Source organism: Streptomyces sp. NPDC006134 (assembly GCF_040628835.1).
GTDB lineage: Bacteria > Actinomycetota > Actinomycetes > Streptomycetales > Streptomycetaceae > Streptomyces.
This window is the reverse complement of the sequence record NZ_JBEXTV010000007.1, coordinates 100,604-120,959: the sequence shown is the minus strand read 5'-3', so window position 1 is coordinate 120,959 and position 20,356 is coordinate 100,604. Positions and strand designations below refer to the sequence as shown.

At 72.5% G+C, this 20,356-nt stretch carries 16 protein-coding genes; 10 read left to right on the top strand and 6 right to left on the bottom strand.

Annotation, left to right across the window (positions count from 1 at the left end; genetic code table 11):
- Positions 1-131 precede the first annotated feature (131 nt).
- Positions 132-1,520 carry a M6 family metalloprotease domain-containing protein gene (locus ABZ340_RS06745; protein WP_358780662.1) on the bottom strand — a complete coding sequence of 463 codons (1,389 nt, stop codon included), beginning with the start codon at positions 1,518-1,520 and terminating at the stop codon, positions 132-134.
- 323 nt (positions 1,521-1,843) lie between these two features.
- Between ABZ340_RS06745 and ABZ340_RS06740 the strand changes: the two genes are divergently transcribed.
- The gene (locus tag ABZ340_RS06740) at positions 1,844-2,488 is read left to right on the top strand and encodes a helix-turn-helix domain-containing protein (RefSeq protein WP_358780661.1); all 645 of its coding nucleotides are present in this window, start codon (positions 1,844-1,846) and stop codon (positions 2,486-2,488) included.
- A 266-nt stretch (positions 2,489-2,754) separates the two neighbouring features.
- Positions 2,755-4,284 carry an MFS transporter gene (locus ABZ340_RS06735; protein ID WP_358780660.1) on the top strand — a complete coding sequence of 510 codons (1,530 nt, stop codon included), beginning with the start codon at positions 2,755-2,757 and terminating at the stop codon, positions 4,282-4,284.
- 263 nt (positions 4,285-4,547) lie between these two features.
- Here ABZ340_RS06735 and ABZ340_RS06730 read toward each other — a convergent pair whose 3' ends face one another.
- The gene (locus tag ABZ340_RS06730) at positions 4,548-5,063 is read right to left on the bottom strand and encodes a MarR family transcriptional regulator (RefSeq protein ID WP_358780659.1); all 516 of its coding nucleotides are present in this window, start codon (positions 5,061-5,063) and stop codon (positions 4,548-4,550) included.
- A gap of 89 nt (positions 5,064-5,152) precedes the next feature.
- Here ABZ340_RS06730 and ABZ340_RS06725 point away from each other — a divergent pair, with 89 nt between their 5' ends.
- From ABZ340_RS06725 to ABZ340_RS06715, 3 genes are all read left to right on the top strand, one after another.
- Positions 5,153-5,938: a class III extradiol ring-cleavage dioxygenase gene (locus tag ABZ340_RS06725; protein WP_358780658.1), complete on the top strand. Its 786-nt coding sequence runs from the start codon at positions 5,153-5,155 to the stop codon at positions 5,936-5,938.
- Between the two features lie 669 nt (positions 5,939-6,607).
- Positions 6,608-7,606 (top strand): sigma-70 family RNA polymerase sigma factor, encoded by a 999-nt coding sequence (locus ABZ340_RS06720; RefSeq protein WP_358780657.1) that lies wholly within the window; start codon positions 6,608-6,610, stop codon positions 7,604-7,606.
- A gap of 878 nt (positions 7,607-8,484) precedes the next feature.
- On the top strand, positions 8,485-9,201 hold the full coding sequence (locus ABZ340_RS06715; protein WP_358780714.1) for a TetR family transcriptional regulator: 717 nt from the start codon (positions 8,485-8,487) through the stop codon (positions 9,199-9,201).
- A 72-nt stretch (positions 9,202-9,273) separates the two neighbouring features.
- On the opposite strand, the gene ABZ340_RS06710 is transcribed toward ABZ340_RS06715, so the two are convergent.
- Entirely contained in the window at positions 9,274-10,278 is a 1,005-nt protein-coding gene (locus ABZ340_RS06710) for a YafY family protein (RefSeq protein WP_358780656.1), read from the bottom strand.
- A gap of 62 nt (positions 10,279-10,340) precedes the next feature.
- On the opposite strand from ABZ340_RS06710, the gene ABZ340_RS06705 reads away from it, so the two are divergent.
- The 4 genes from ABZ340_RS06705 (at position 10,341) to ABZ340_RS06690 (ending at position 16,164) form a co-directional block, all read left to right on the top strand.
- A complete protein-coding gene (locus ABZ340_RS06705; protein WP_358780655.1) occupies positions 10,341-11,867 on the top strand; it encodes an MFS transporter in 1,527 nt (508 codons plus the stop codon).
- Positions 11,868-12,222: 355 nt separating this feature from the next.
- The gene (locus ABZ340_RS06700) at positions 12,223-12,984 is read left to right on the top strand and encodes a DeoR/GlpR family DNA-binding transcription regulator (protein WP_358780654.1); all 762 of its coding nucleotides are present in this window, start codon (positions 12,223-12,225) and stop codon (positions 12,982-12,984) included.
- Positions 12,981-13,928 (top strand): 1-phosphofructokinase, encoded by a 948-nt coding sequence (gene pfkB / locus ABZ340_RS06695; protein WP_358780653.1) that lies wholly within the window; start codon positions 12,981-12,983, stop codon positions 13,926-13,928. The genes ABZ340_RS06700 and pfkB overlap by 4 nt, the downstream gene beginning before the upstream one ends.
- Before the next feature lie 148 nt (positions 13,929-14,076).
- Entirely contained in the window at positions 14,077-16,164 is a 2,088-nt protein-coding gene (locus tag ABZ340_RS06690; protein ID WP_358780652.1) for a fructose-specific PTS transporter subunit EIIC, read from the top strand.
- A gap of 234 nt (positions 16,165-16,398) precedes the next feature.
- Here ABZ340_RS06690 and ABZ340_RS06685 read toward each other — a convergent pair whose 3' ends face one another.
- The 3 genes from ABZ340_RS06685 to ABZ340_RS06675 form a co-directional block, all read right to left on the bottom strand.
- Positions 16,399-17,181, bottom strand: coding sequence for a DUF6227 family protein (locus tag ABZ340_RS06685; RefSeq protein WP_358780651.1), 783 nt, complete (start codon positions 17,179-17,181; stop codon positions 16,399-16,401).
- Between the two features lie 157 nt (positions 17,182-17,338).
- Positions 17,339-18,556, bottom strand: coding sequence for an Ig-like domain-containing protein (locus ABZ340_RS06680; RefSeq protein ID WP_358780650.1), 1,218 nt, complete (start codon positions 18,554-18,556; stop codon positions 17,339-17,341).
- 272 nt (positions 18,557-18,828) lie between these two features.
- The gene (locus ABZ340_RS06675; protein WP_358780649.1) at positions 18,829-19,890 is read right to left on the bottom strand and encodes a P1 family peptidase; all 1,062 of its coding nucleotides are present in this window, start codon (positions 19,888-19,890) and stop codon (positions 18,829-18,831) included.
- A gap of 127 nt (positions 19,891-20,017) precedes the next feature.
- On the opposite strand from ABZ340_RS06675, the gene ABZ340_RS06670 reads away from it, so the two are divergent.
- Complete coding sequence (locus tag ABZ340_RS06670) at positions 20,018-20,224, top strand: hypothetical protein (RefSeq protein ID WP_358780648.1); 207 nt, start codon at positions 20,018-20,020, stop codon at positions 20,222-20,224.
- Positions 20,225-20,356 lie beyond the last annotated feature (132 nt).

The following is a 20,356-nucleotide window of genomic DNA, read 5'->3' as shown; positions in this document are numbered from 1 at the left end:
CGGTAATCCGCCGGTTGCTTTGCCGGTTCCTTCGCCGGTTTCTCTGCCGGTTCCTCTGATCTTCTCTCCGCCGGTTCCTTCGGTGCCTCTGTCGGGCCCCGAGTGCTTGGGTGAGGACAGGTCGGATCAGGTCAGCTCCGTGTCACCCGTACCCGGTGGTCTCCCGACAGATCGGCTCCCGCCACCACGATCGTGATGCCCCGGTGGGGATCCTTGAAGGTCTCACCGGGGGTGAAAGCGGCATCGGAGAGCTCCGCGTGCACGTTCGGGGCGCGGGTGCAGCCGCCGCTGTCGCGGAGGGAGTCGTACACCCGCACCGGGCCCATCCCGGTGTCCACGTCCGCGTCGACCTTGTAGACGAGCACGCCCGGCCGGCACACCACCTCGTCGTTGCCGCCGCGGGTGCGCAGTTCGACGGCGTAGCCGGAGCGGGCGTCCAGGGGGACGAAGACCAGTTTCGAGCCGCCCGCGCGGGCGAGCGGGGTCAGGGTGTACTCCCTCGTGCCGGGGGTCGCCGCGCAGTGCACCTGGGCCGCGTCCAGCCAGCCCAGCTTCCACTTGTGCCAGCCGAGCAGGTCGTTGTTGGCGCCCCAGTCCTCGCTCATGATGTCCCAGTGGCCGACCGCGCCCCCGCCCTCCTGGGTGTAGAGGTCGGGCAGGCCGAAGACGTGGCCGTTCTCGTGCGGCAGGACGCGGTAGCCGGTCTTGTCGTAGGAGCCGGAGCCGTCGTCCTGGCGGGAGTAGACGAAGGACGCGTTCGCGACCGGGACGCCGTCGGCGATCGGCGCCTCGGGGTTGCCGGCGAAGGTGACGGACAGGACCGTGTCCAGGGCGGAGGGGCCCGCGTTCGGGGTGACCAGCACGTTCATCAGGTCGTACGCGCGGAAGTCGACCTTCGCGTCGGACGCCGCCACGATGTCCTGGACCAGCTCCCGGTAACCGGGGTCGAAGGGGGCGCCGCGCTCTATGCCGTACTCCCGGAACGGCTTCGGCATGCGCAGCCAGTCGCGGATGGGCGTCTCGGGGCGGTAGTCGAGACGGCCGTAGGAGCTGGTGCGGAACCACTGCTCGGTCTGCGGGAAGAACTCGCGGTAGCGGTCCAGGGCGCTGCCCTGGCCGGGCGCGTCGGAGAAGTCGATCATCAGGGTCAGGGCGCGGACGGTACCGGTGGAGCGGGCATAGCTGCCGGAGGTGGGGACGCCCTCCGACATCTGGACCTCGGGGCCGCCGCTGATCATGCAGGGGCCGTGTGCGGAGGAACGCGAGAGGGAGACCGGGCCCGCGCCGGGCGGTGTGGTGCCGGGGGCGAGGTGCCCGGTGCCGGCGGAGGTGCTGACGGCGAGGGTGAGGGCGGTGACGGTCGCCAGGGCGGCCACGCGGCGGGGGGTCGTCGGGGTGGCCGGGTGACGGGAGTCCGACGGGACGGCCGGGTGACGGGAGTCCGACAGAGCGGCCGGGCGGCGGGTGTTCGGCGGGGCGACCGGGCGGCGGAGGCGTATCCGACGGCGCTGCGCCTGCATGCGGACCTCCCGGGCCACCACGGCAGCCGCCGGTCTCCGGCTGCACCCCTTGCGATCACCCTGGTCCGAGGGGTGCGCGGGCGCGCGTTGAAGGAGACCGATCGTGGGTTTCCCGCCGGTAGCCCACACTGGGGATGTGGCGCAGACCACAGAAGAATGTTCGGTGGGGCGGAAATAACCGGGGAGCGTTTCCCCGTTTAGTCGAGTGTCCGAGCGAAACGGGGACTCGGTCCCCGGATCGTGACCGTCCAGTTCTTCCCGTCGAGCTCTTTTCGTCAAGCTCTTTCCGTCAAGTTTTCCCGTACGTCCCGAAGGAGTACGCCGTGCAGACCGCCTCCCCCGTACCGCGCAAGGCGACCCGGCCGCGCGCCGACGCCCTGCGCAACCGGGAGCGGATCGTCGCCGCCGCCCGGGAGATGTTCGTCGAACACGGCCCCGATGTGCCATTCGACGAGATCGCCCGCCGGGCCGGCGTCGGCAACGCCACGGTGTACCGCAACTTCCCGGACCGCGACGCCCTCGTCCGCGAGGTCGTCTGCTCGGTCATGGACCGCACGGCGCAGGCGGCCGAAGACGCGCTCGCGGAGAACGGCGACGCCTTCGCGGTGCTGGAGCACTTCGTGCACACCGCCGCCGACGAGCGGATCAGTGCCCTGTGCCCGATGGTGTCCAGCACGTTCGACCAGCACCACCCCGACCTCGTCGCCGCCCGTGCACGGGTCGAGCGGCTCGTCGCCCGGATCATGGACCAGGCCAAGGCGGCCGGGCAGCTCCGCGCCGACGTGGGCGTCGGCGACCTGATGGTCGCCATGGGCCAGCTCAGCCGTCCACCGGCCGGTACGCCGTGCTTCCGGGTCGACCGCTTCGTCCACCGGCATCTGCAACTGTTCCTGGACGGGCTGCGGGCACCCGCCCGCTCCGCCCTGCCGGGAGCCGCCGTGACCCTGGAGGATCTGCGCCAGGCCTGATCGATCAGTTCAGCGCTTCTCCCCAGTCGTCACTCCCGGTACCGGTACCGGCCCCGGCCCCGTGCCGGGTGTCGGTTCTCCTCTCAGCTCCTCTTCCGAGTTCCGAGTTCCGAGTTCCGAGTTCTCCTCCGAGTTCCGAGTCCTCTGACACGTCCTCTTTCGTTTCCGTCGTCGCGTCTCCCTCACCAACCACCGACCGTCCCGAAGTCCCGAAGTCCCGAAGCTTCGAGGTTCTGAAGCTCCGAAGTCCCGAAGTGGGTACACCCATGTCTGAAACAGCCCTCAAGGCTCCCGGCGCCGCCGACCCCGGCCGCTGGAAGGCGCTCGTCTTCATCGCGCTCGCCCAGCTGATGGTCGTCCTCGACTCGACCATCGTGAACATCGCCCTTCCCTCCGCCCAGCAGGACCTCGGCATCTCCGACGGCAACCGGCAGTGGGTCGTCACGGCCTACGCCCTCGCCTTCGGCGGCCTGCTGCTGTTCGGCGGCCGGATAGCCGACCTGTGGGGCCGCAAGCGCACGTTCGTCACCGGCCTGGCCGGCTTCGCCGCGGCCTCCGCGCTGGGCGGCGCGGCCACCAACGAGGCCATGATGTTCGGCTCCCGCGCCCTCCAGGGCGCCTTCGGTGCCCTGCTCGCGCCCGCCGCGCTCTCCCTGCTCGCCGTGATGTTCACGGACGCCAGGGAGCGCGCCAAGGCGTTCGGCATCTACGGCGCCATCGCCGGTGGCGGTGCCGCCGTCGGCCTGATCCTCGGCGGTTTCCTCACCGAGTACCTGGACTGGCGCTGGACGTTCTTCGTCAACATCCCGTTCGCCGTGATCGCCGCGGCCGGTGCCTGGTTCGTCGTCCGTGAGCCGGAGGGCAGCCGCAACCGCTCGGCGCTCGACATCCCCGGCGTCATCCTGTCCACCCTGGGCCTGGTCGCGCTGGTCTACGGCTTCACCCGCGCCGAGTCCGAGGGCTGGGGCGAGGGCGTGACCATCGGCATGTTCGTCGCCTCCGCCGTGCTGCTGATCGCCTTCGTGCTGGTCGAGGCGAAGGTCAAGGCCCCGCTGCTGCCGCTGCGCGTGGTCACCGACCGCAATCGCGGCGGTGTCTACCTCTCGCTCGGTCTCGCCATCATCGCGATGTTCGGCCTGTTCCTCTTCCTGACCTACTACCTCCAGGTCGTGAAGGGCTACTCGCCGGTCAAGACGGGCTTCGCCTTCCTGCCGATGGTCGCGGGCATGATCACGGGCTCGACCCAGATCGGCACCCGCCTGCTGACCCGCGTCCCGCCGCGTCTGCTGATGGGCCCCGGCTTCCTGGTCGCCGCCGTCGGCATGCTGCTGCTGACCCAGCTGGAGATCAACACCTCGTACGCCGGTGTGCTGCTGCCCGGCATGCTGCTGCTGGGCCTCGGCATGGGTACGGCGTTCATGCCGGCCATGTCCATGGCCACGCAGGGCGTCCGTCCGCAGGACGCCGGTGTCGCCTCCGCGATGGTCAACACCTCGCAGCAGGTGGGCGGCGCCATCGGTACCGCGCTGCTGAACACGATCGCCGCCTCCGCGACCACGTCCTACATCACCGACCACATCGGCTCGGCGACCTCCCGGTCGCAGCAGCAACTGGTCCAGCTGGAGGGCATGGTGCAGGGCTACACCAGTGCGATCTGGTTCGCCGTCGGCATCCTCGTCGTGGCCGCGGCCATCGCCCTGACCTTCGTCAACGCCGGCCGGCCGAACATGTCCGCGGTGACCGAGTCCGGTGAGGGCGCCGAGGGCGAGGTGCGGGTGCCGGTCATCGCCCACTGACGGCGACGGTCCGGACGTATCCCTCCGGACGTATCCCTCCGGACGTATCCCTCCGGATGTACCCCTCGGGTCGCTGCACCGCGCCGCGTCGCGCCTCGTACGGGCGGGGAGGGGACGCCCCGTCCGTACGTCCCTGGGCCTGTCCCGCCGCGCGCTCGGCGCGGCCGGGACAGGCCCGCTCCCTTTCCGCGCGCTCGGCGCAGCCGGACGGTCCTTTCCGGGTGCTCGGCGCAGCCGGGGCGGATCCGCTCCCTGTCGCGCGGTCAGCGCAGCCAGGGCAGGTCCGCGCCCGATTCGCTGGGCTGGAGTCCCTCGGCGATGATCCGCATGATCTCGCCGAGGGACTTCTGCTGCTCGGGGGAGAGGCGGTCGAACACCGCTTGGCGTACGGCGTCCACGTGGCCCGGCGCGGTCCGGCGCAGCACCTCGTACCCCTCGTCCGTGAGCACGGCGAACTGGCCCCGCTTGTCGGAGGGGCAGTCCTCGCGGCGTACCCAGCCGCTCTTCTCCAGGCGGGCGACGGCGTGCGAGAGGCGGGAGCGGGTGATCTTCGCGTACCGGGCCAGCTCCGTCATCCGCAGCCGCCGGCGCGGGGACTCGGCGAGCTTGACGAGCAGGCCGTAGTAGATGTGCGGCATACCGGCGTCACGCTGGAGCTGGCGGTCCAGGTGGTCCTCCAGCAGGGTGGCGGCCTCGATGTACGAGCGCCAGACGCGCTGCTCCTCGTCGGTGAGCCAGCGGGGCTCTTGCGCGGGTGCGGATGAGGGTGCCGTGTTCATGTATCCCACTCTACGAGACTTGTACTTGAAGGTTAAACAAAGTGGGCGTAAGGTCGGTCGCAGCAGTTCGACCCGAGGGAGCCGCCGCCATGTCCGCCGCCACCCGGGACCGCATGCCCGCCCTCTACCTCAGCCACGGTGCCCCGCCGCTCGCGGACGACCCCGTCTGGCCCGGCGAACTCGCCGCCTGGGCGGCCCGCCTGCCCCGCCCCCGGGCGATCCTCGTCGTCTCCGCCCACTGGGAGGAGGCCCCGCTCGCCCTCGGCGCCACCCGCACCGTTCCGCTCGTCTACGACTTCTGGGGCTTCCCCGAGCGCTACTACCGGGTGCGCTACGAGGCCCCCGGCGCACCGGAGCTCGCCGAGTCCGTACGGAAGCTGCTGCGCGCCCCCGGCCGGCCCGTGCAGGACATCCCCGACCGCGGACTCGACCACGGTGCGTACGTCCCGCTCGTGGAGATGTACCCCGACGCCGACATCCCGGTCCTCCAGGTCTCCATGCCGACCCTCGACCCGGCCGGGCTCATGGAGATCGGCCGCAGGCTCGCCCCCCTGCGCGACGAGGGCGTCCTGATCGTCGGCTCCGGCTTCTTCACCCACAACCTGGCCGCGCTGCGGCACGGAGGCGTCCCCGCCTGGTCCGCCGAATTCGACGACTGGGGGCGGCGCGCGCTGGAGGCCGGGGACGTGGACGCGCTGCTGGACTTCGCCCGCACGTCCCCGGCGGGCCTGCTCGCCCATCCGCGCACCGAGCACTTCGCTCCCCTCTTCGTGGCCATGGGGGCGGCGGACGCGGCCGGTGAGCTGGACAGGCAGCGGTCCGTGATCGAGGGGTTCTGGATGGGGCTGGCGAAGCGGTCGGTGCAGTTCGGCTGAGTCGGTGCAGTTCGGCTGAGTCGGGGTGGTGCGGCTGAGTCGGCGCGGTGCGGCTGAGCCGGGGTGGTGCGGCTGAGTCGGCGCGGTGCGGCTGAGCCGGGGTGGTGCGGCTGAGCCGGCACGGTGGCGGGGGAGTGCGGTGGCGCGGTGGCGCGGCGATGCGTGGTGTTGTGCGGTGCGACCGGGCAACCCTTGATCTGTGTGCGCCGTCTACAGGAGCGAGACGTGTGCGTGGGGTGGGCGCATCGCCTGCGGGTGGGTGCGTCGCTTGTGAGGCGGGTGCGCTGTCCATGAGGTGGGACGGCGGGTCGAGATGGCGGGCGTTCGGGTGTGACGGGCGTCTCTTCGGCGCGGTGACCGAAGGGGCCCTTGGGGGTCCCGGGACCCCCTTCCGCCCCCGGCCTGACCTGGTCCTCTGCGCGCCTTGTCGGCACCGTACCGACTCGTGTGGCGGGACAGGGTACTGCATGATCAGAAAAATTGAGGGGCGGCTTGGGAATTCTGTCCGGATTCCAGTCGTTGTTTCCCTCGGATGCAGGGCACCCGTGGAGAGTCCGGAGACAGGTCCGGAGACGTCCGCGGACGGTGCCGAACGTCCGAAGGACCACCCGCTGACCCTCCTCCAGCGCCTCAAGGGCCTGGGGGGACCCCAGACGCAAGGGAGCACGCATGGCAACCCGTGCCGTCGCCCGTCGTCAGTCCGCCACCGGCGAGACGGCCGACTCGGCAAGCAGCGTTCGCGCCACCAGCGGCGAGCTCGCGGACCGCGATCTGGTCGGTATGTACCTCGACGAGATCGCGCGGACCCCGCTGCTCGACGCCGCGAAGGAGGTCGAGCTGTCCCAGATCATCGAGGCGGGTGTGTTCGCGCGGCAGGTCCTCGACGGCTATGAGGAGACCGGGGCGGACGCCACCCGCGAGGAACTGGAGGCCCTGGTCGCCGAGGGCGAGCGGGCCAAGGACATCTTCATCCGCTCCAACCTCCGGCTGGTCGTCGCCGTCGCCCGCCGCTACCCCCGCAGCGGTCTGCCCCTGCTCGACCTGATCCAGGAGGGCAACGCCGGCCTGGTGCGTGCGGTGGAGAAGTTCGACTACCGCAAGGGCTTCAAGTTCTCGACGTACGCCACCTGGTGGATCCGTCAGGCGATCACGCGCTCGATCGCGGACCAGTCGCGCACCATCCGGCTGCCCGTCCACCTGGTGGAGGAGCTGGGCCGGATCCGGCGCGTGCAGCGCGAGTTCAACCGCGAGCACGGCCGCGAGCCGGAGCCCGCGGAGATCGCCGCCGAGCTCGGCTCGACGCCGGAGCGCGTCATCGACGTGCTCGACTGGGCCCGTGACCCGGTCTCGCTGAACATGTCGGTGGACGACGAGGGCGAGACCCAGTTCGGCGATCTGCTGGAGGACACCTCCGCGGTGTCGCCCGAGCAGTCGGTGCTGACGCTGCTGCGCAGCGAGGAGCTCGACGGCCTCATCGGCCGCCTCGACCCGCGCACGGCCTCCATCATCAAGATGCGGTACGGCATCGAGGACGGCCGGGAGCGCACGCTGACCGAGGTCGGCAAGGAGCACGGCCTGACGCGCGAGCGCATCCGCCAGATCGAGAAGCACGCACTGCTGGAGCTGAAGAAGCTGGCCCACGACACCGGATTCGAAGCGGCGGCGTGACACGCCACGCGCGCGCCGCGCGACCCCACGCGCGTGCCGCGCGACCGGTCGGGTCGTACAGCCGACCGGTCCTGGTCGTACAGCCGACCGGTCCTGGTCGTGCGGCCGACCGGTCCTGGTCGTACAGCCGACCGGTCCTGGTCGTACGGCCGGTCGGGCTCGTACGGGGCCGGTTGGGCTCGTACGGCTGGTTCGGCAGGTCCGGTGAATCCGGCAGGGCCAGCAGGCCCGGCAGAACTGGCAGAACCGGCATATACGTAGGCCGGGTGGATCCGGCAGGTCCGGCAGATCCAGCGCGCTCGACGGGCGCGGAGTGGTGTGTGCGGCGGCGGTGGCGTGCGCCGGGTGGCGAAAGACCGCGCAAACATGGCCGTGTAACGCTGCTTCAACTGTTCGGACGCCGGGAACAAGAATGTCGGGCCCACCAGTCCGGGAGAGCCGAGGGCCCACGGGACCAGGCGCGACCGTACGTCCGGTTCCACCAGCTCAGGCCGGGGGCCCTGCTCCCTGCCTGTCCGAGACCCACGTCCCGACGCTCCCCCCCCCAGCGCCGGGACTCTCCCCGAGCCGGGCTCGGCGCTCCTTCCCCCGGGCGCCGGAGCCCGGCTCCCTCTTTTCCTCCGTGGCCTTTCCGTCGCCTCTTCGGCCCCTGGGAGGTGTGGGCTGGCCCCTTCGCGCCGTCGGCTCCCCGACTTCTCGGCTCCCCGACTTCTCGGTTCCTCGGCTTCTCGGCTCCCTGCCCCTCCCGGCCTCCCGGGCCGCAGCCCGTTCGTGAGCTTGGAGGGCGGGTCACCCCGGACCTGAACCCCGGGGTGACTCGCCGGATGGCAGATTCTGCCACAGGGACATAGCCTGCCGAAGTGAGAAGCACCACTCCGATTTCCCCCACGGGCCCGACCGCCCGCCGGGCGCCTGCCCCGGCCCCCGCCTCCGGGTCGCTGATCGAGCGACGCAAGGCCGAGACCCGGATGGAGATCGCCCGCGCGGCGGCGGGTCTCTTCGTACGCCTGGGTCTGCGCGCCACCCGCGCCGAGGACATCGCCCAGGCCGCCGGCATCGCCCCGCGCACGTTCTACCGCTACTTCGCCACCAAGGAGGAGGCCGTCGCCCCCCTCTACGCGGCGGGCGCCCAGCGCTGGGCGGAGGCGGTCCGCGACGCCCCGGCCGGGCTGCCCCTTCCCGAGGCGCTGGAGCACGCGGTACGCCACACCCTGACCCCGGGAGCCGGTGTGTCGGCGGCCTCCTGGGAGTGGGTCCGTACCCTGGTCCGCCTGGCCGACGGCAGCCCTGCCCTGCGCAAGGTGTGGGCGGAGGCGTGCCACAGCTCGGAGCGCACCCTCACCGAGGTCCTCGCCGACCGGGTGGCCCAGGGCGACGACCGGGTGGCAGCCGCGCTCACGGACTCCGCGGAGCTGCGCTTCGCCGCCGCGGTGGCCGGCGCCGCGGTCAGGGTGGCCGTCGAACGGTGGGCCCTGGGCGCGGCCCGGGCGGAGGGCGCCGGCGCGCAGGGCCCGGCCGCCCTGGCCCTGCGCAACCTGGAGGTGCTGCGGGAGTTTCCCTGGACGGACGTCACCGAGGCGGTACGTCCGCGATGAGCGCCTGAGCCGGGCAGCCGGCAGTGAGCCGGAAGGCGGAAGACCGCAGCGGGCCGCTCGGTGCGCCTTCCGTCACCCGCCTTCCTTTCCCTCCCTCTCCTTCCTCTCCTCCCCCACCGCCGCCGCCCGGACCAGCCGAGCCCCCAACTCGCGCACGCACCGCACCAGTTCCTCCGGCTCCCGCACCCGGAAGTCCAGGCCCAGCATGGCCAGCCGTACCGCCGTCCACTCCACGGAGTCCGACACCGTCGCCCGCAGCACGCACGAACCACCGTCCACGGCTTCCGGGGGCCCGAGCCAGCCGGGCAGCCGGGCCGCGACGGTCTCCGCCGGCGCGTCGAACGCGACGACCATCTCGTAGGAATCGTTCCGCCGCTGCATCGACCGCCGCAGGTACTCCGCCGCGCTCCCCGTCGGCAACTCCCGCGGGGCGAAGCGGGTCCCGGTCGCGAACGGCTCGCTCACCCGGTCGACCCGGAAGGTGCGCCAGTCGGCGCGGTCGACGTCGTACGCCACGAGGTACCAGCGCCGCCCCGCCGACACCAGCCGGTACGGCTCGGTCAGGCGCCGTGACCCGGTGCCGTCCCCGGCGCGGTAGGCGAACCGCAGCCGCTCCCGCCCGGCCACCGCCGAGGCCATCACGGTCAGCGTCTCGGGTGCGATGCCCGGGCCGTCCCCGTGGGTCAGCGGAGTCACCGCGGCCTGGAGGGTCGCCACCCGGTGCCGCAGCCGGGACGGCAGCACCTGCTCCAGCTTGGCCAGCGCCCGTACCGACGCCTCGTCCACGCCCTCGACCGCGTGTCCCGCCCCGGCGCGCAGGCCGACCGCGATCGCCACCGCCTCCTCGTCGTCGAGCACGAGCGGTGGCATGGCCTTCCCGGCGACCAGCCGGTAGCCGCCGTCGGCGCCCTTGGTCGCCTGCACGGGATAGCCGAGCTCGCGCAGCCGGTCGATGTCCCGCCGGACCGTGCGGCGGGAGACCCCGAGCCGCTCGGCGAGCTCGCCGCCGGGCCATTCACGGGGTGTCTGGAGGAGGGAGAGCAACGTCAGGAGCCGGGCCGGAGTGTCCGTCGTCATGCGTCCGAGCGTGCCGCAGAAATAGGACATGATCTGTCCTATAGGCGGCCTAGTTTCGGGTCATGTCCTTCACCGAGAAGCAGAGCACCACCATGGGCCCCGCCGGAGACCGGCGCCGCTGGTTCGCCCTCGCGATCGTCATGACCGCGGCCTTCATGGATCTGGTCGACGTCACGATCGTCAACATCGCCCTCCCGTCCATCCAGCGGGACGAGGGCGCCTCGTTCGGCCAGATCCAGTGGATCACCGCCGGGTACGCGCTCGCCTTCGCCGCCGGCCTGATCACCGGTGGCCGGCTCGGTGACATCCACGGACGCAAGCGGATCTTCCTTCTCGGCATCGGCGGGTTCACGATCGCCTCCGCGCTGTGCGGCCTGGCCGTGAACCCGGAGATGCTGGTCGCCTCCCGCATCCTCCAGGGCGCCATGGCGTCGCTGATGGTGCCGCAGGTCCTGTCGATCGTGCACGCCACCTTCCCGGCGCACGAACGCGGCAAGGTCTTCGGCCTGTTCGGCGCGATCGTCGGCCTGGGCGCGGTCTCCGGCCCGCTGCTCGGCGCGCTGCTGACGGAGTGGAACCTGTTCGGGCTGGAATGGCGGCCCATCTTCCTCATCAACCTGCCGGTCGGCCTCGCGGGCCTGCTGCTCGGCAGCCGCTTCATCACCGAGTCGAAGGCGCCGCGCGCCCTGAAGCTGGACCTGGTGGGCGTCGCCCTGGTCACCCTCGGCCTGCTGATGCTGCTCTACCCCCTCACCCGCGGCCGCGAGCTGGGCTGGCCGCTGTGGGGGTACGTCTCCATGACCGGGGCGTTCGCCGTCTTCGCGGCGCTGGTGGCCTACGAACGGCGCAAGGCGGCGCGCGACGGCTCCCCGCTGGTCGAACTGTCGCTGTTCAAGGTGAAGAGCTTCGCGGCGGGCATCGCCGTCCAGACCGTCTTCGGGGTCGGGCTCGGCATCTTCTTCCTGGTGTGGACGCTGTACCTGCAGGTGGGGCTGGGCTGGAGCCTGCTGAAGGCCGGCCTGACCGGGGTGCCGTTCTCGATCGCCGTGTCCATGGCCGCCGGGCTGTCGGTGCAGAAGCTGGTCCCGCGCTTCGGGCGCAAGGTACTCCAGGCGGGTGCGCTGACGTTCGCGGCCGGTGTGCTGCTCTACGTCTGGGAGGCCGGGCGGTACGGCCTCGGCATCACCCCGTGGCAGATGGCGCTGCCGCTGGTGGTGATGGGCGTGGGCATGGGCCTGATCGTGGCCCCGCTGACGGACGCGGTGCTGTCGGAGGTGCCGCGTGAACACGCGGGGGCGGCGTCGGGCCTCGTCAACACCGTGCAGCAGATGGGCAACGCGCTCGGCCTCGGCCTGGTGTCGGTGGTGTTCTTCGGCGTGGTCGGCGACCACCTGGCGCCGTCCCGGATCGGCCCGGCGTACGTGGACGGCTTCCGGCACGCGCTGGGCTGGGTGGCCGCCGTGATGGGCGCCATCTTCCTGCTGATGTTCGCGTTGCCGAAGCGGCCGGCACAGCATGTGGAGGGGGCGGCCGGGGAGCGGCGGCCGGCGGAGCGGGAGGAGGAACCGGAACCGGTGCCGGCGTCCTGATCCGGAGACGCGACGGCGACAGGGCGGGGCCCGGCACATCACATCGTGCCGGGCCCCGCCCTGTCACCGCTCCTCCCCGTCTCTCCCCCCTCTCCTGCCCTCCCTTCCGCCCGCCCTCTCCCTTCCTCTCCCTTCCTCTCCCTTCCTCTCCCTTCCTCTCCCTTCCTCTCCCTTCCTCTCCCTCCCTGCTCCTCACTCCTTGCCGCCCGTCCCTCCCCTCGGGCCTGCATATGGCAAGTGCCCGTTTGTGCCCGCGGTGCGCCCGCATCTGCCCGAATGCGTTTACTTTTCGGGTATCCCGACATAGCCTCCGGGGTGAATCCACACGTTCGGGCACGGTCGGAGGAAAACAGACATGTACGCACCGGAGCGGCAACAGGAGATCCTCCGGCTCGCCCGGGACGGCGGCCGGGTGGACGTACTGTCGCTGGCCGAGACGTTCCAGGTGACGGCGGAGACCATCCGCCGCGACCTGAAGGCCCTCGACCGCGCCGGGCTCGTCCGCCGGGTGCACGGTGGCGCCATCCCGGCCAGGCGCCTCGACTTCGAACCGGACCTCGCCGAGCGCGAGTCGACCGCCGCCGGCGAGAAGGACCGCATCGCCCGGGCGGCCCTCGCGGAACTGCCCACCGAGGGCACGGTGATCCTCGACGCCGGTACGACGGTGGCGCGGCTCGCCGCCGCCCTCCCCCTGGAGGCGTCCCTCACCGTCGTCACCCACAGCCTGCCCATCGCGGCCCGCCTCGCGGACCACCCCGGCATCCAGCTCCATCTCGTCGGAGGCCGTGTCCGGCACCGTACGCGCGCCGCCGTGGACGCCTGGGCGCTGCGCGCGTACGGCGAGATCCGCGCCGACGTCCTCTTCGTCGCCGCCAACGGCTTCTCCGCCGAGCACGGGCTGACCACCCCCGACCTCGCCGAGGCCGCCGTCAAGCGGGCCGCCGTGGCCGCCGCCCGCCGGGTCGTCCTGCTCGCCGACTCCACCAAGCACGGCCAGGAGCACTTCGCCCGCTTCGGCGATCTGGGCGACGTGGACCTGCTGGTCACCGACAGCGGGCTGAGCCCCGACGACACCGCCGCCATCGAGCGCGGCGGCACGGAAGTGGTACGCGCATGATCCTCACCGTCACCCCCAACCCGTCCCTGGACCGCACCTACGAGATCCCCTCCCTCGACCGCGGCGAGGTCGTCCGCGCCGCCGGTGAGCGGATGGACCCGGGCGGCAAGGGCGTGAACGTCTCCCGCGCGGTCGCCGCCGCCGGACGGCGCACGGTCGCGGTCCTGCCCCTGGGCGGAGCGCCGGGCGCCCTCGTCGCCGACCTGCTCGACGCGCAGGGCATCGAGGTCGCGCCGGTGCCGGTCGCCGGGGCCACCCGCTCCAACATCGCCCTCGCGGAGGCGGACGGCGTCCTGACGAAGATCAACGCGCCGGGTCCGGAACTGTCGGAGGCCGAGCGGGAACTGCTCCTGGAGACGGTCCGGCGGCACGCGCGCGACGCCGACTGGATCGCCTGCTGCGGCAGCCTGCCCCGCGGGCTCGCCCCGTCCTGGTACGCCGACCTGGTCGCGCGGGCGCACACCGCCGGTGTCCGCATCGCGCTGGACACCTCCGGGCCCGCGCTGCTCCACGCGCTGCGCGAACGACCCGACGTGGTGAAGCCCAACGCCGACGAACTCGCCGAGGCCGTCGGACGCCCCCTGGCCACCGTCGGCGACGCGCTGAAGGCGGCCGAGGAACTGCGCGGACGCGGCGCCCGCACCGTACTCGCCAGCCTGGGCGCCGACGGGCAGCTGCTCGTGGACGACGCGGGCAGCTGGTACGGCCACGCACGCGTGGACGCCGTACGCAGCAACGTCGGTGCCGGTGACGCCTCACTCGCCGGGTTCCTCGTCGCGGGCGGCAGCGGACCCGAGGCGCTCGCCTCCGCGGTCGCCCACGGCGCGGCGGCCGTCCGGCTGCCCGGCAGCGTGATGCCGGCGCCGGGCGACCTGGACCCGGCCGCGGTGACGGTCACGGACCGGGTGCCGGTGGACCGCGTACTGACGGAGCCGGCGTCATGACCGCCTCCCACCCCATCGCCCTTCACCCGTCGGCCCTCACCCCCATCGGCCTCCATCCTTTGGCCCCCGTCCCCGCCCCCGTCCCCGCCACCCTCACCCTCCCCGCCCACCCCACGCCCCGGGCGATACGCGAGCGAAGGAGCCCGCGATGAGTGACATGATCACCGCGGACCTGGTCGATCTCGACCTGTCCGCCGACACCAAGGAAGCCGCGGCGCGCGCCCTCGCCGAGCGGATGGCGGCCCTGGGCCGGGTGACCGACCTGGACGGCTTCCTCGCCGACGTGGCCGCCCGCGAGGCACAGATGCCGACCGGCCTCGACGGCGGCATCGGCATCCCGCACTGCCGCAGCGAGCACGTCACCGAGCCGACCCTCGCCTTCGGCCGCAGCGCCGACGGCATCGACTTCGGCGCGGCGGACGGTCCGGCCGACCTGATCTTCCTGATCGCCGCGCCGGCGGGCGCCGACGACGCCCACCTGACCATCCTGTCCGCCCTCGCCCGGCAGCTGTTGAACGCCGAGTTCACGAGCGCGCTGCGGTCGGCGGCGGACGCGGAGACCGCGACGGCGCTGATCCGCGGCGAGGAGCCCCCGGCCACCGCCGCCACTGCCACCGCCGCCACGGACAGCACCACACCCCCGGAAGAGCCCCTGGAAGAGTCCCCGGAAGAAACCCCGGAGGAGACCCCGAAAGAAACCCCGGAGGAACCCTCGGACGAGAACCGCCGCCCGTTCCGTATCGTCGCCGTCACCTCTTGCCCCACCGGCATCGCCCACACCTACATGGCGGCCGAGGCGCTGGAGAACGCGGGCCGCGAGGCGGGCGTCGAGATCACCGTCGAGACACAGGGCTCGGCCGGTTTCACCCGGCTGGACCCGGCGCTGATCGAGGCCGCGGACGGCGTGATCCTCGCCCACGACGTGCCCGTGCGCGACAAGGACCGCTTCGCCGGGAAACCGACCGTCGACACCGGCGTGAAGGCGGCCGTCAACCGCCCCGGCGAACTGATCGCCGAGGTCCGCGAGAAGGCGGCCCGTGGAGAGGTCACCTCCGCGTCCCCGGCCGTGACGCCCGTCGAACGCGCCGGCGAGCCGGGCGAGGGCTACGGCACCAAGCTGCGCAAGTGGCTGATGAGCGGCGTCAGCTACATGGTCCCGTTCGTCGCCGCGGGCGGCCTGCTCATCGCCCTCGGCTTCGCGATCGGCGGCTATGACATCGACAAGGCCCCGTCGGTGATGGACCACTTCGTGTGGACCCAGGCCGACAGCTGGGGTGCGCTGCTCTTCCAGATCGGCGGCGTGGCCTTCGGCTTCCTCGTCCCGGTCCTGGCCGGCTACATCGCCTACGGCATGGCCGACCGCCCCGGCCTGGTCCCCGGCTTCGTCGGCGGCTCGATCGCGCTGACCGTCAACGCGGGCTTCCTCGGCGGTCTGGCGGCCGGACTGATCTCCGGTGCCGTGGTGATGGCGATCCAGCGGGTGCGGATCCCGGCGGCGCTGCGCGGCATCATGCCGGTCGTGGTGATCCCGCTGATCTCCTCGGCCGTCGTCGGCTTCCTGATGTTCGTCGTGATCGGCAAGCCCATCGCCTCCGCGCAGAAGGCGATGACCGACTGGCTCGGCGGTCTGTCCGGCACCAACGCGGTCCTGCTGGGCGCCCTGCTCGGCCTGATGATGTGCTTCGACCTCGGCGGGCCGGTCAACAAGGTCGCCTACACCTTCGCCACCGCCGGTATCGCGGTCGCCGACCCCAGCGACTCCGCCATGAAGATCATGGCCGCGGCGATGGCGGCCGGCATGGTCCCGCCGCTGGCGATGGCCCTGGCGACGACCGTGCACGGCAAGCTGTTCAACGCCGCCGAGCGGGAGAACGGCAAGGCCGCCTGGGTGCTGGGCGCCTCCTTCATCTCCGAGGGGGCGATCCCGTTCGCCGCGGCCGACCCGCTGCGGGTCATCCCGGCGTCCATGGCCGGCGGCGCGCTCACCGGCGCTCTGTCGATGGCCTTCGGCGCCACCCTGCGCGCCCCGCACGGCGGCGTCTTCGTGGTCCCGCTGATCGGCAACCCGCTGCTGTACCTGGTCGCCATTGCGGCGGGCGTCTGCGTCACCACCGCCGGGGTGATCGCCCTCAAGGGCCTGCGCGGACCGGTGCCGGGGGCGGGACAGCAGGGCCCCGGTACCGCTACGGACACGGCGGCCGGGACGGGGACGGCGAAGCAGCCGGTGGCCGCGTAGCGTCGGGAGCCACCCGAGGCCGGCCAGGCCCCGTCCCGGGGCCCCGGCCGGCCTCCGCCACGGCCACCCGGGCCAGCACATCGGCACACCCGCGACCCGGCACACCCGCGACCCGGCACACCCGCGACCCGGTACACCCGCGGTCCGGCACACCGGCCCCCGCTCCGGCGGTCCGGCACACCGGCCCCGCTCCGGCGGCCCGGCGCACCAGCGCCCCGACGACCCGCCCGCCGCTCAGGGCACCTGCGCCGCCCGCCGCTCCATCGCCTCCCGGGCGGCCTCCTCGCTGACGTACACCTCGCACATGTGGCGGCCGTCGGGGGTCGCCGTGTGCTCGACCTCCCAGAGGGAGACCTCCCGGCCGTCACGCAGCAGGAACGCGTGCTCGTAGAGGGAGAAGGACAACCCGGCGCGTCCCGGGTGACCCGGGTGACCCGGGCGACCCGCGCGCCCCGCAGGACCGGGGCGGCCGAACGCCTGGGTGATCCGGTGCGCGGACGCCTGCGCCAGCAGCGCGGCCGTGTCCGTCCCCGGCCGGTCGAGGTTCTCCGCGCGGCGCAGCAGCCGACGCGCGTGGTCCGCCGAGTCGTCCGGCGTGTAGACGTGCCGCGGACCGGGGACCGGCGACAGCCGCACCAGTACCGGCAGTTCGAAGTCCGGGGTCTCCGGCGGCAGCGGCAGCCGGGCGGTGGCGGCTCGCAGCTCCTCCTCGTCGTCGTAGACCTCGGCCTGCGGCTCGCTGCCCGGGCCGGTGTTGTGGACGAGCTCCCAGAGCGTGAGCGCCGAGCCGTCGGCGAGCAGCCACGTGTGCCGGTACGTCTCCCGGTGCAGGCCCGCGCTGTGGTGCGCGGAGTGCAGCGAACCGTCGTACGCCAGCGCGCAGTCCAGCCGCCGTATCGTCTCGTCGGGCAGTTCGAACGAGTTCAGGGCACGGCCCAGAAGCCGCGCGAGATGCTCCTCCGGAGAATCGGGCGACTCGGATGGCTCGTACGGTGCCGTCTCGTACGGAACGCTCAAGGTCTCTCCCGGCGTTGCTGCATGTCACCTTGTGGGTGCATACCGTAGCCCCTCGGTCGGACAACGTGTCCGGGAACCGAGAAAACGTACGCACGGAAAACGCGGAGGCCGCGCGAAAAGTTCCCGTACAGCCTCGCGATCAGTCAAAAACCGCTCGTCACACGGCACTTCCGGCGACCCACTCGCTCCACGGCATGTTCCATCCGTTGAGCCCGTTGTCCGGCGCGACCGTCTCGTCGGGGGAGTTCTTCACGATCACGACGTCCCCGACGAGGGAGTTGTCGTAGAACCACTTGCCCGGCGTGTCGCCCTGCGCCCCCTGCACGTCCCGGAGGCCGATGCAGCCGTGGCTGGTGCCCTGCCGTCCGAAGGGCGGATTGCCGGAGTTGTACCAGTAGTTGCCGTGGAGGTAGGTGCCGGACCGGGTCAGGCGCATCGCGTGCGGCACGTCCGGGATGTCGTACTCCCCGCCGAAGCCGACCGTCGAACCGTCCATGTGCGTCTGCACGGACTTCTCCGAGACCACCATCTGCCCGTTGTACGTCGGGTTCTCGGCGCTGCCCGCCGAGATGGGGACGGTCCTGAGCGTCCTGCCGTCCCGCACCACCGTCATGGTCTGCGTCGCGGCGTCGACCGTGGAGACCTGCGAGCGGCCGACGGTGAAGGTGACCGTCTTCTTCTGCACACCGTGGATGCCGTTCGCCCCTTCGACGCCGTCCAGGTCGATCTCCATCGTGACCTTGGAGCCGGCCTTCCAGTACTCCTGGGGCCGGAAGTCCAGCCGCTGCGCCCCGAACCAGTGCCCGACCACCTTCTGCCCGCTGCTGGAGGTCACCGTGATGTGCGACTGGACGGCCTTCCGGTCGCTGATCGCCTTGTCGAACGTGAACGACACCGGCATCCCCACCCCGACCGTCGTGCCGTCGTCCGGCGTGTAGGTGCCGATGAAGCTGTTCGCCGGGGTGACCGTGGTGAAGGTGGAGCCGGCCGCGGCGGTCCGCCCGTCCGCGTCCTTCGCGACCGCCGCTATCTCGTACTTCGTCCCGCGCTCCAGCTGCTCCTTCGGCTTCCAGCTGCGGCCGTCCGCGGAGATCGTCCCCGGTACGGCGGCCCCCGTCGCCGCCACCTTCATCGTCACCTCGGTCAGCCTGCCGTCGCCCACCTCGACGCCGGTCGAGTTGATCGACGCGCCGGTCGAGCCGTCCTTCGCGGATATGACGATCTTCGCCGCGGAGGTCTTGGCGGAGCCCTCGCCGTTCTTGCCGTCGTGGTTGTCGGCCTTGGCGTTGCCACCACAGGCCGTGAGGGCGAGGGCGCCGGTCACCAGGGCGGCGCAGGCCCCCAGTACGCGACGCGCGGTGTACGGCGTTGTCACGGGCTTCTCCCCATTCGCGTGTGTCTGTTGCGCTTCCGTGCGTGGGAGAAGAGGGACCGGCGGGCGGCCCGGTTCCCGCCGTCGGCCCCGGTCACCGTCACGTGACAGAACCGGGACAATCAGCCCCCGGGACCGGTCACTTACCGCCCGATCACCCACCACCCGCCACCCACCACCCATCACCCATCACCCATCACCCACCACCCATCACTCACCACCCGCCACTCATCACTCACCACCCGCCACTCACCGTCACCCGTCACCTATCACCGTCACCCGTCACCGGGCGTCCGCTCGGTCCGGTGGCCGCCGTACAGCTCCCCGTACGTCGGCCAAGCCCCACCGGGCCCGTCCACCGGCCCCGCGGCCCGCACCGCGCGCACGATCGCCCGCGTCACCACGTCCGCGCCCGCCGCCAGGACCTCGTTCAGCGCGAGCGGCTGCCCGGGGTCCACCGGGCGCCCGCCGGTCGCCAGGGCGAACACCGTGTCCCCGTCGTTGAGCAGATGCACCGGCCGTACGGCGCGCGCGATGCCGTCGTGGGCCGTGCCGGCCAGCTTCTGCGCCTGCGCCTTGGACAGGTCCGCGTCGGTGGCGACCACGGCGAGCGTGGTGTTCAGCGGTGGCGGCGCGTTCCGCTCCGCCGCCTCGGCCAGCCGCCGCCGCGCGGCCTCGTGGACGCCCGCCTCCGGGTAGTCCACCCGTCGGCCCTGGAACAACTCCCCGTACAGCACCCCCGTCTCCGGGTCCATCACCGATCCCGCCGCGTTGGCCACCACCAGCGCCGCCACCGTGATCCCCGAGGGCAGTACGGTGCTCGCGGTGCCGACCCCGCCCTTCAGCAGCCCGACCACGGCGCCCGTGCCCGCGCCCACGCAGCCCTGGGCCACCGGCGCGCCCGGTGTGCTCGCCGCGGCGGCCTCGACCGCGGCCCGTCCGGTCGCCGCACCGGGCCTGGCCTTGAAGTCGCCGCCGCGTCCCAGGTCGAAGACACAGGCGGCGGGCACCACCGGCACCACGTGCGCCGGGTCCGGCCCGACCCGCACCCCACGCCCCTGTTCCTCCAGCCAGGCCATCACTCCGGCCGCCGCGTCGAGCCCGTACGCACTGCCGCCGGTCAGCACCACGGCGTCCACCGTCCGCACGACGTTGCGCGGGTCGAGGGCGTCGGTCTCCTTGGTGCCGGGCCCACCGCCCCGCACGTCCACGGCGGCGACCACCCCGCCCGGTGGCGCGAGGACGACCGTCGTGCCCGTCAGCCACCCGTCACCGGTGCGCGTCGCGTGCCCCACCCGCAGCCCGGCCACGTCCGTCAAGGCGTCTTCTGCTGTCATGCCGTCAGTGTGGCCGACCACCGGTGCCCGAGAGGCGAACCACCGACGGCGTCACCCGCCCCCGCCCCCGTGGCCGCGGTCCGCCGCACACTGCCGGGGAGCGCACCCGGAGCCGTACCCTGGGGCCATGAGCACCGCCCCCGCCCCCGCCCCCGAGCCCAAGCCCGAGCCCGAATCCGAGCCGCGCGCCCCGAAGGCCGCGCTGATCTTCGACGATCCGCTGGACCAGCAGACCTCGGACGACACCGACCGCGGGTGGGGCGAGCGGGCCGACGGCGACAGCGCGGGCGACCTGAAGCGTTTCCTCGACGAGAAGCCACCGCACCACCTGTGAGCCGCGCGGACCGCCGGCTGCCGCGTCCGCCTCCCGCGCATGCTCGATCGCGCCGCTCCGATGTGCGGACCGGTCGACGGCGGCGCGGAAAAAATCTCGAAGAAACCCGAAAGAAAGTCGTCGTCGGATGTC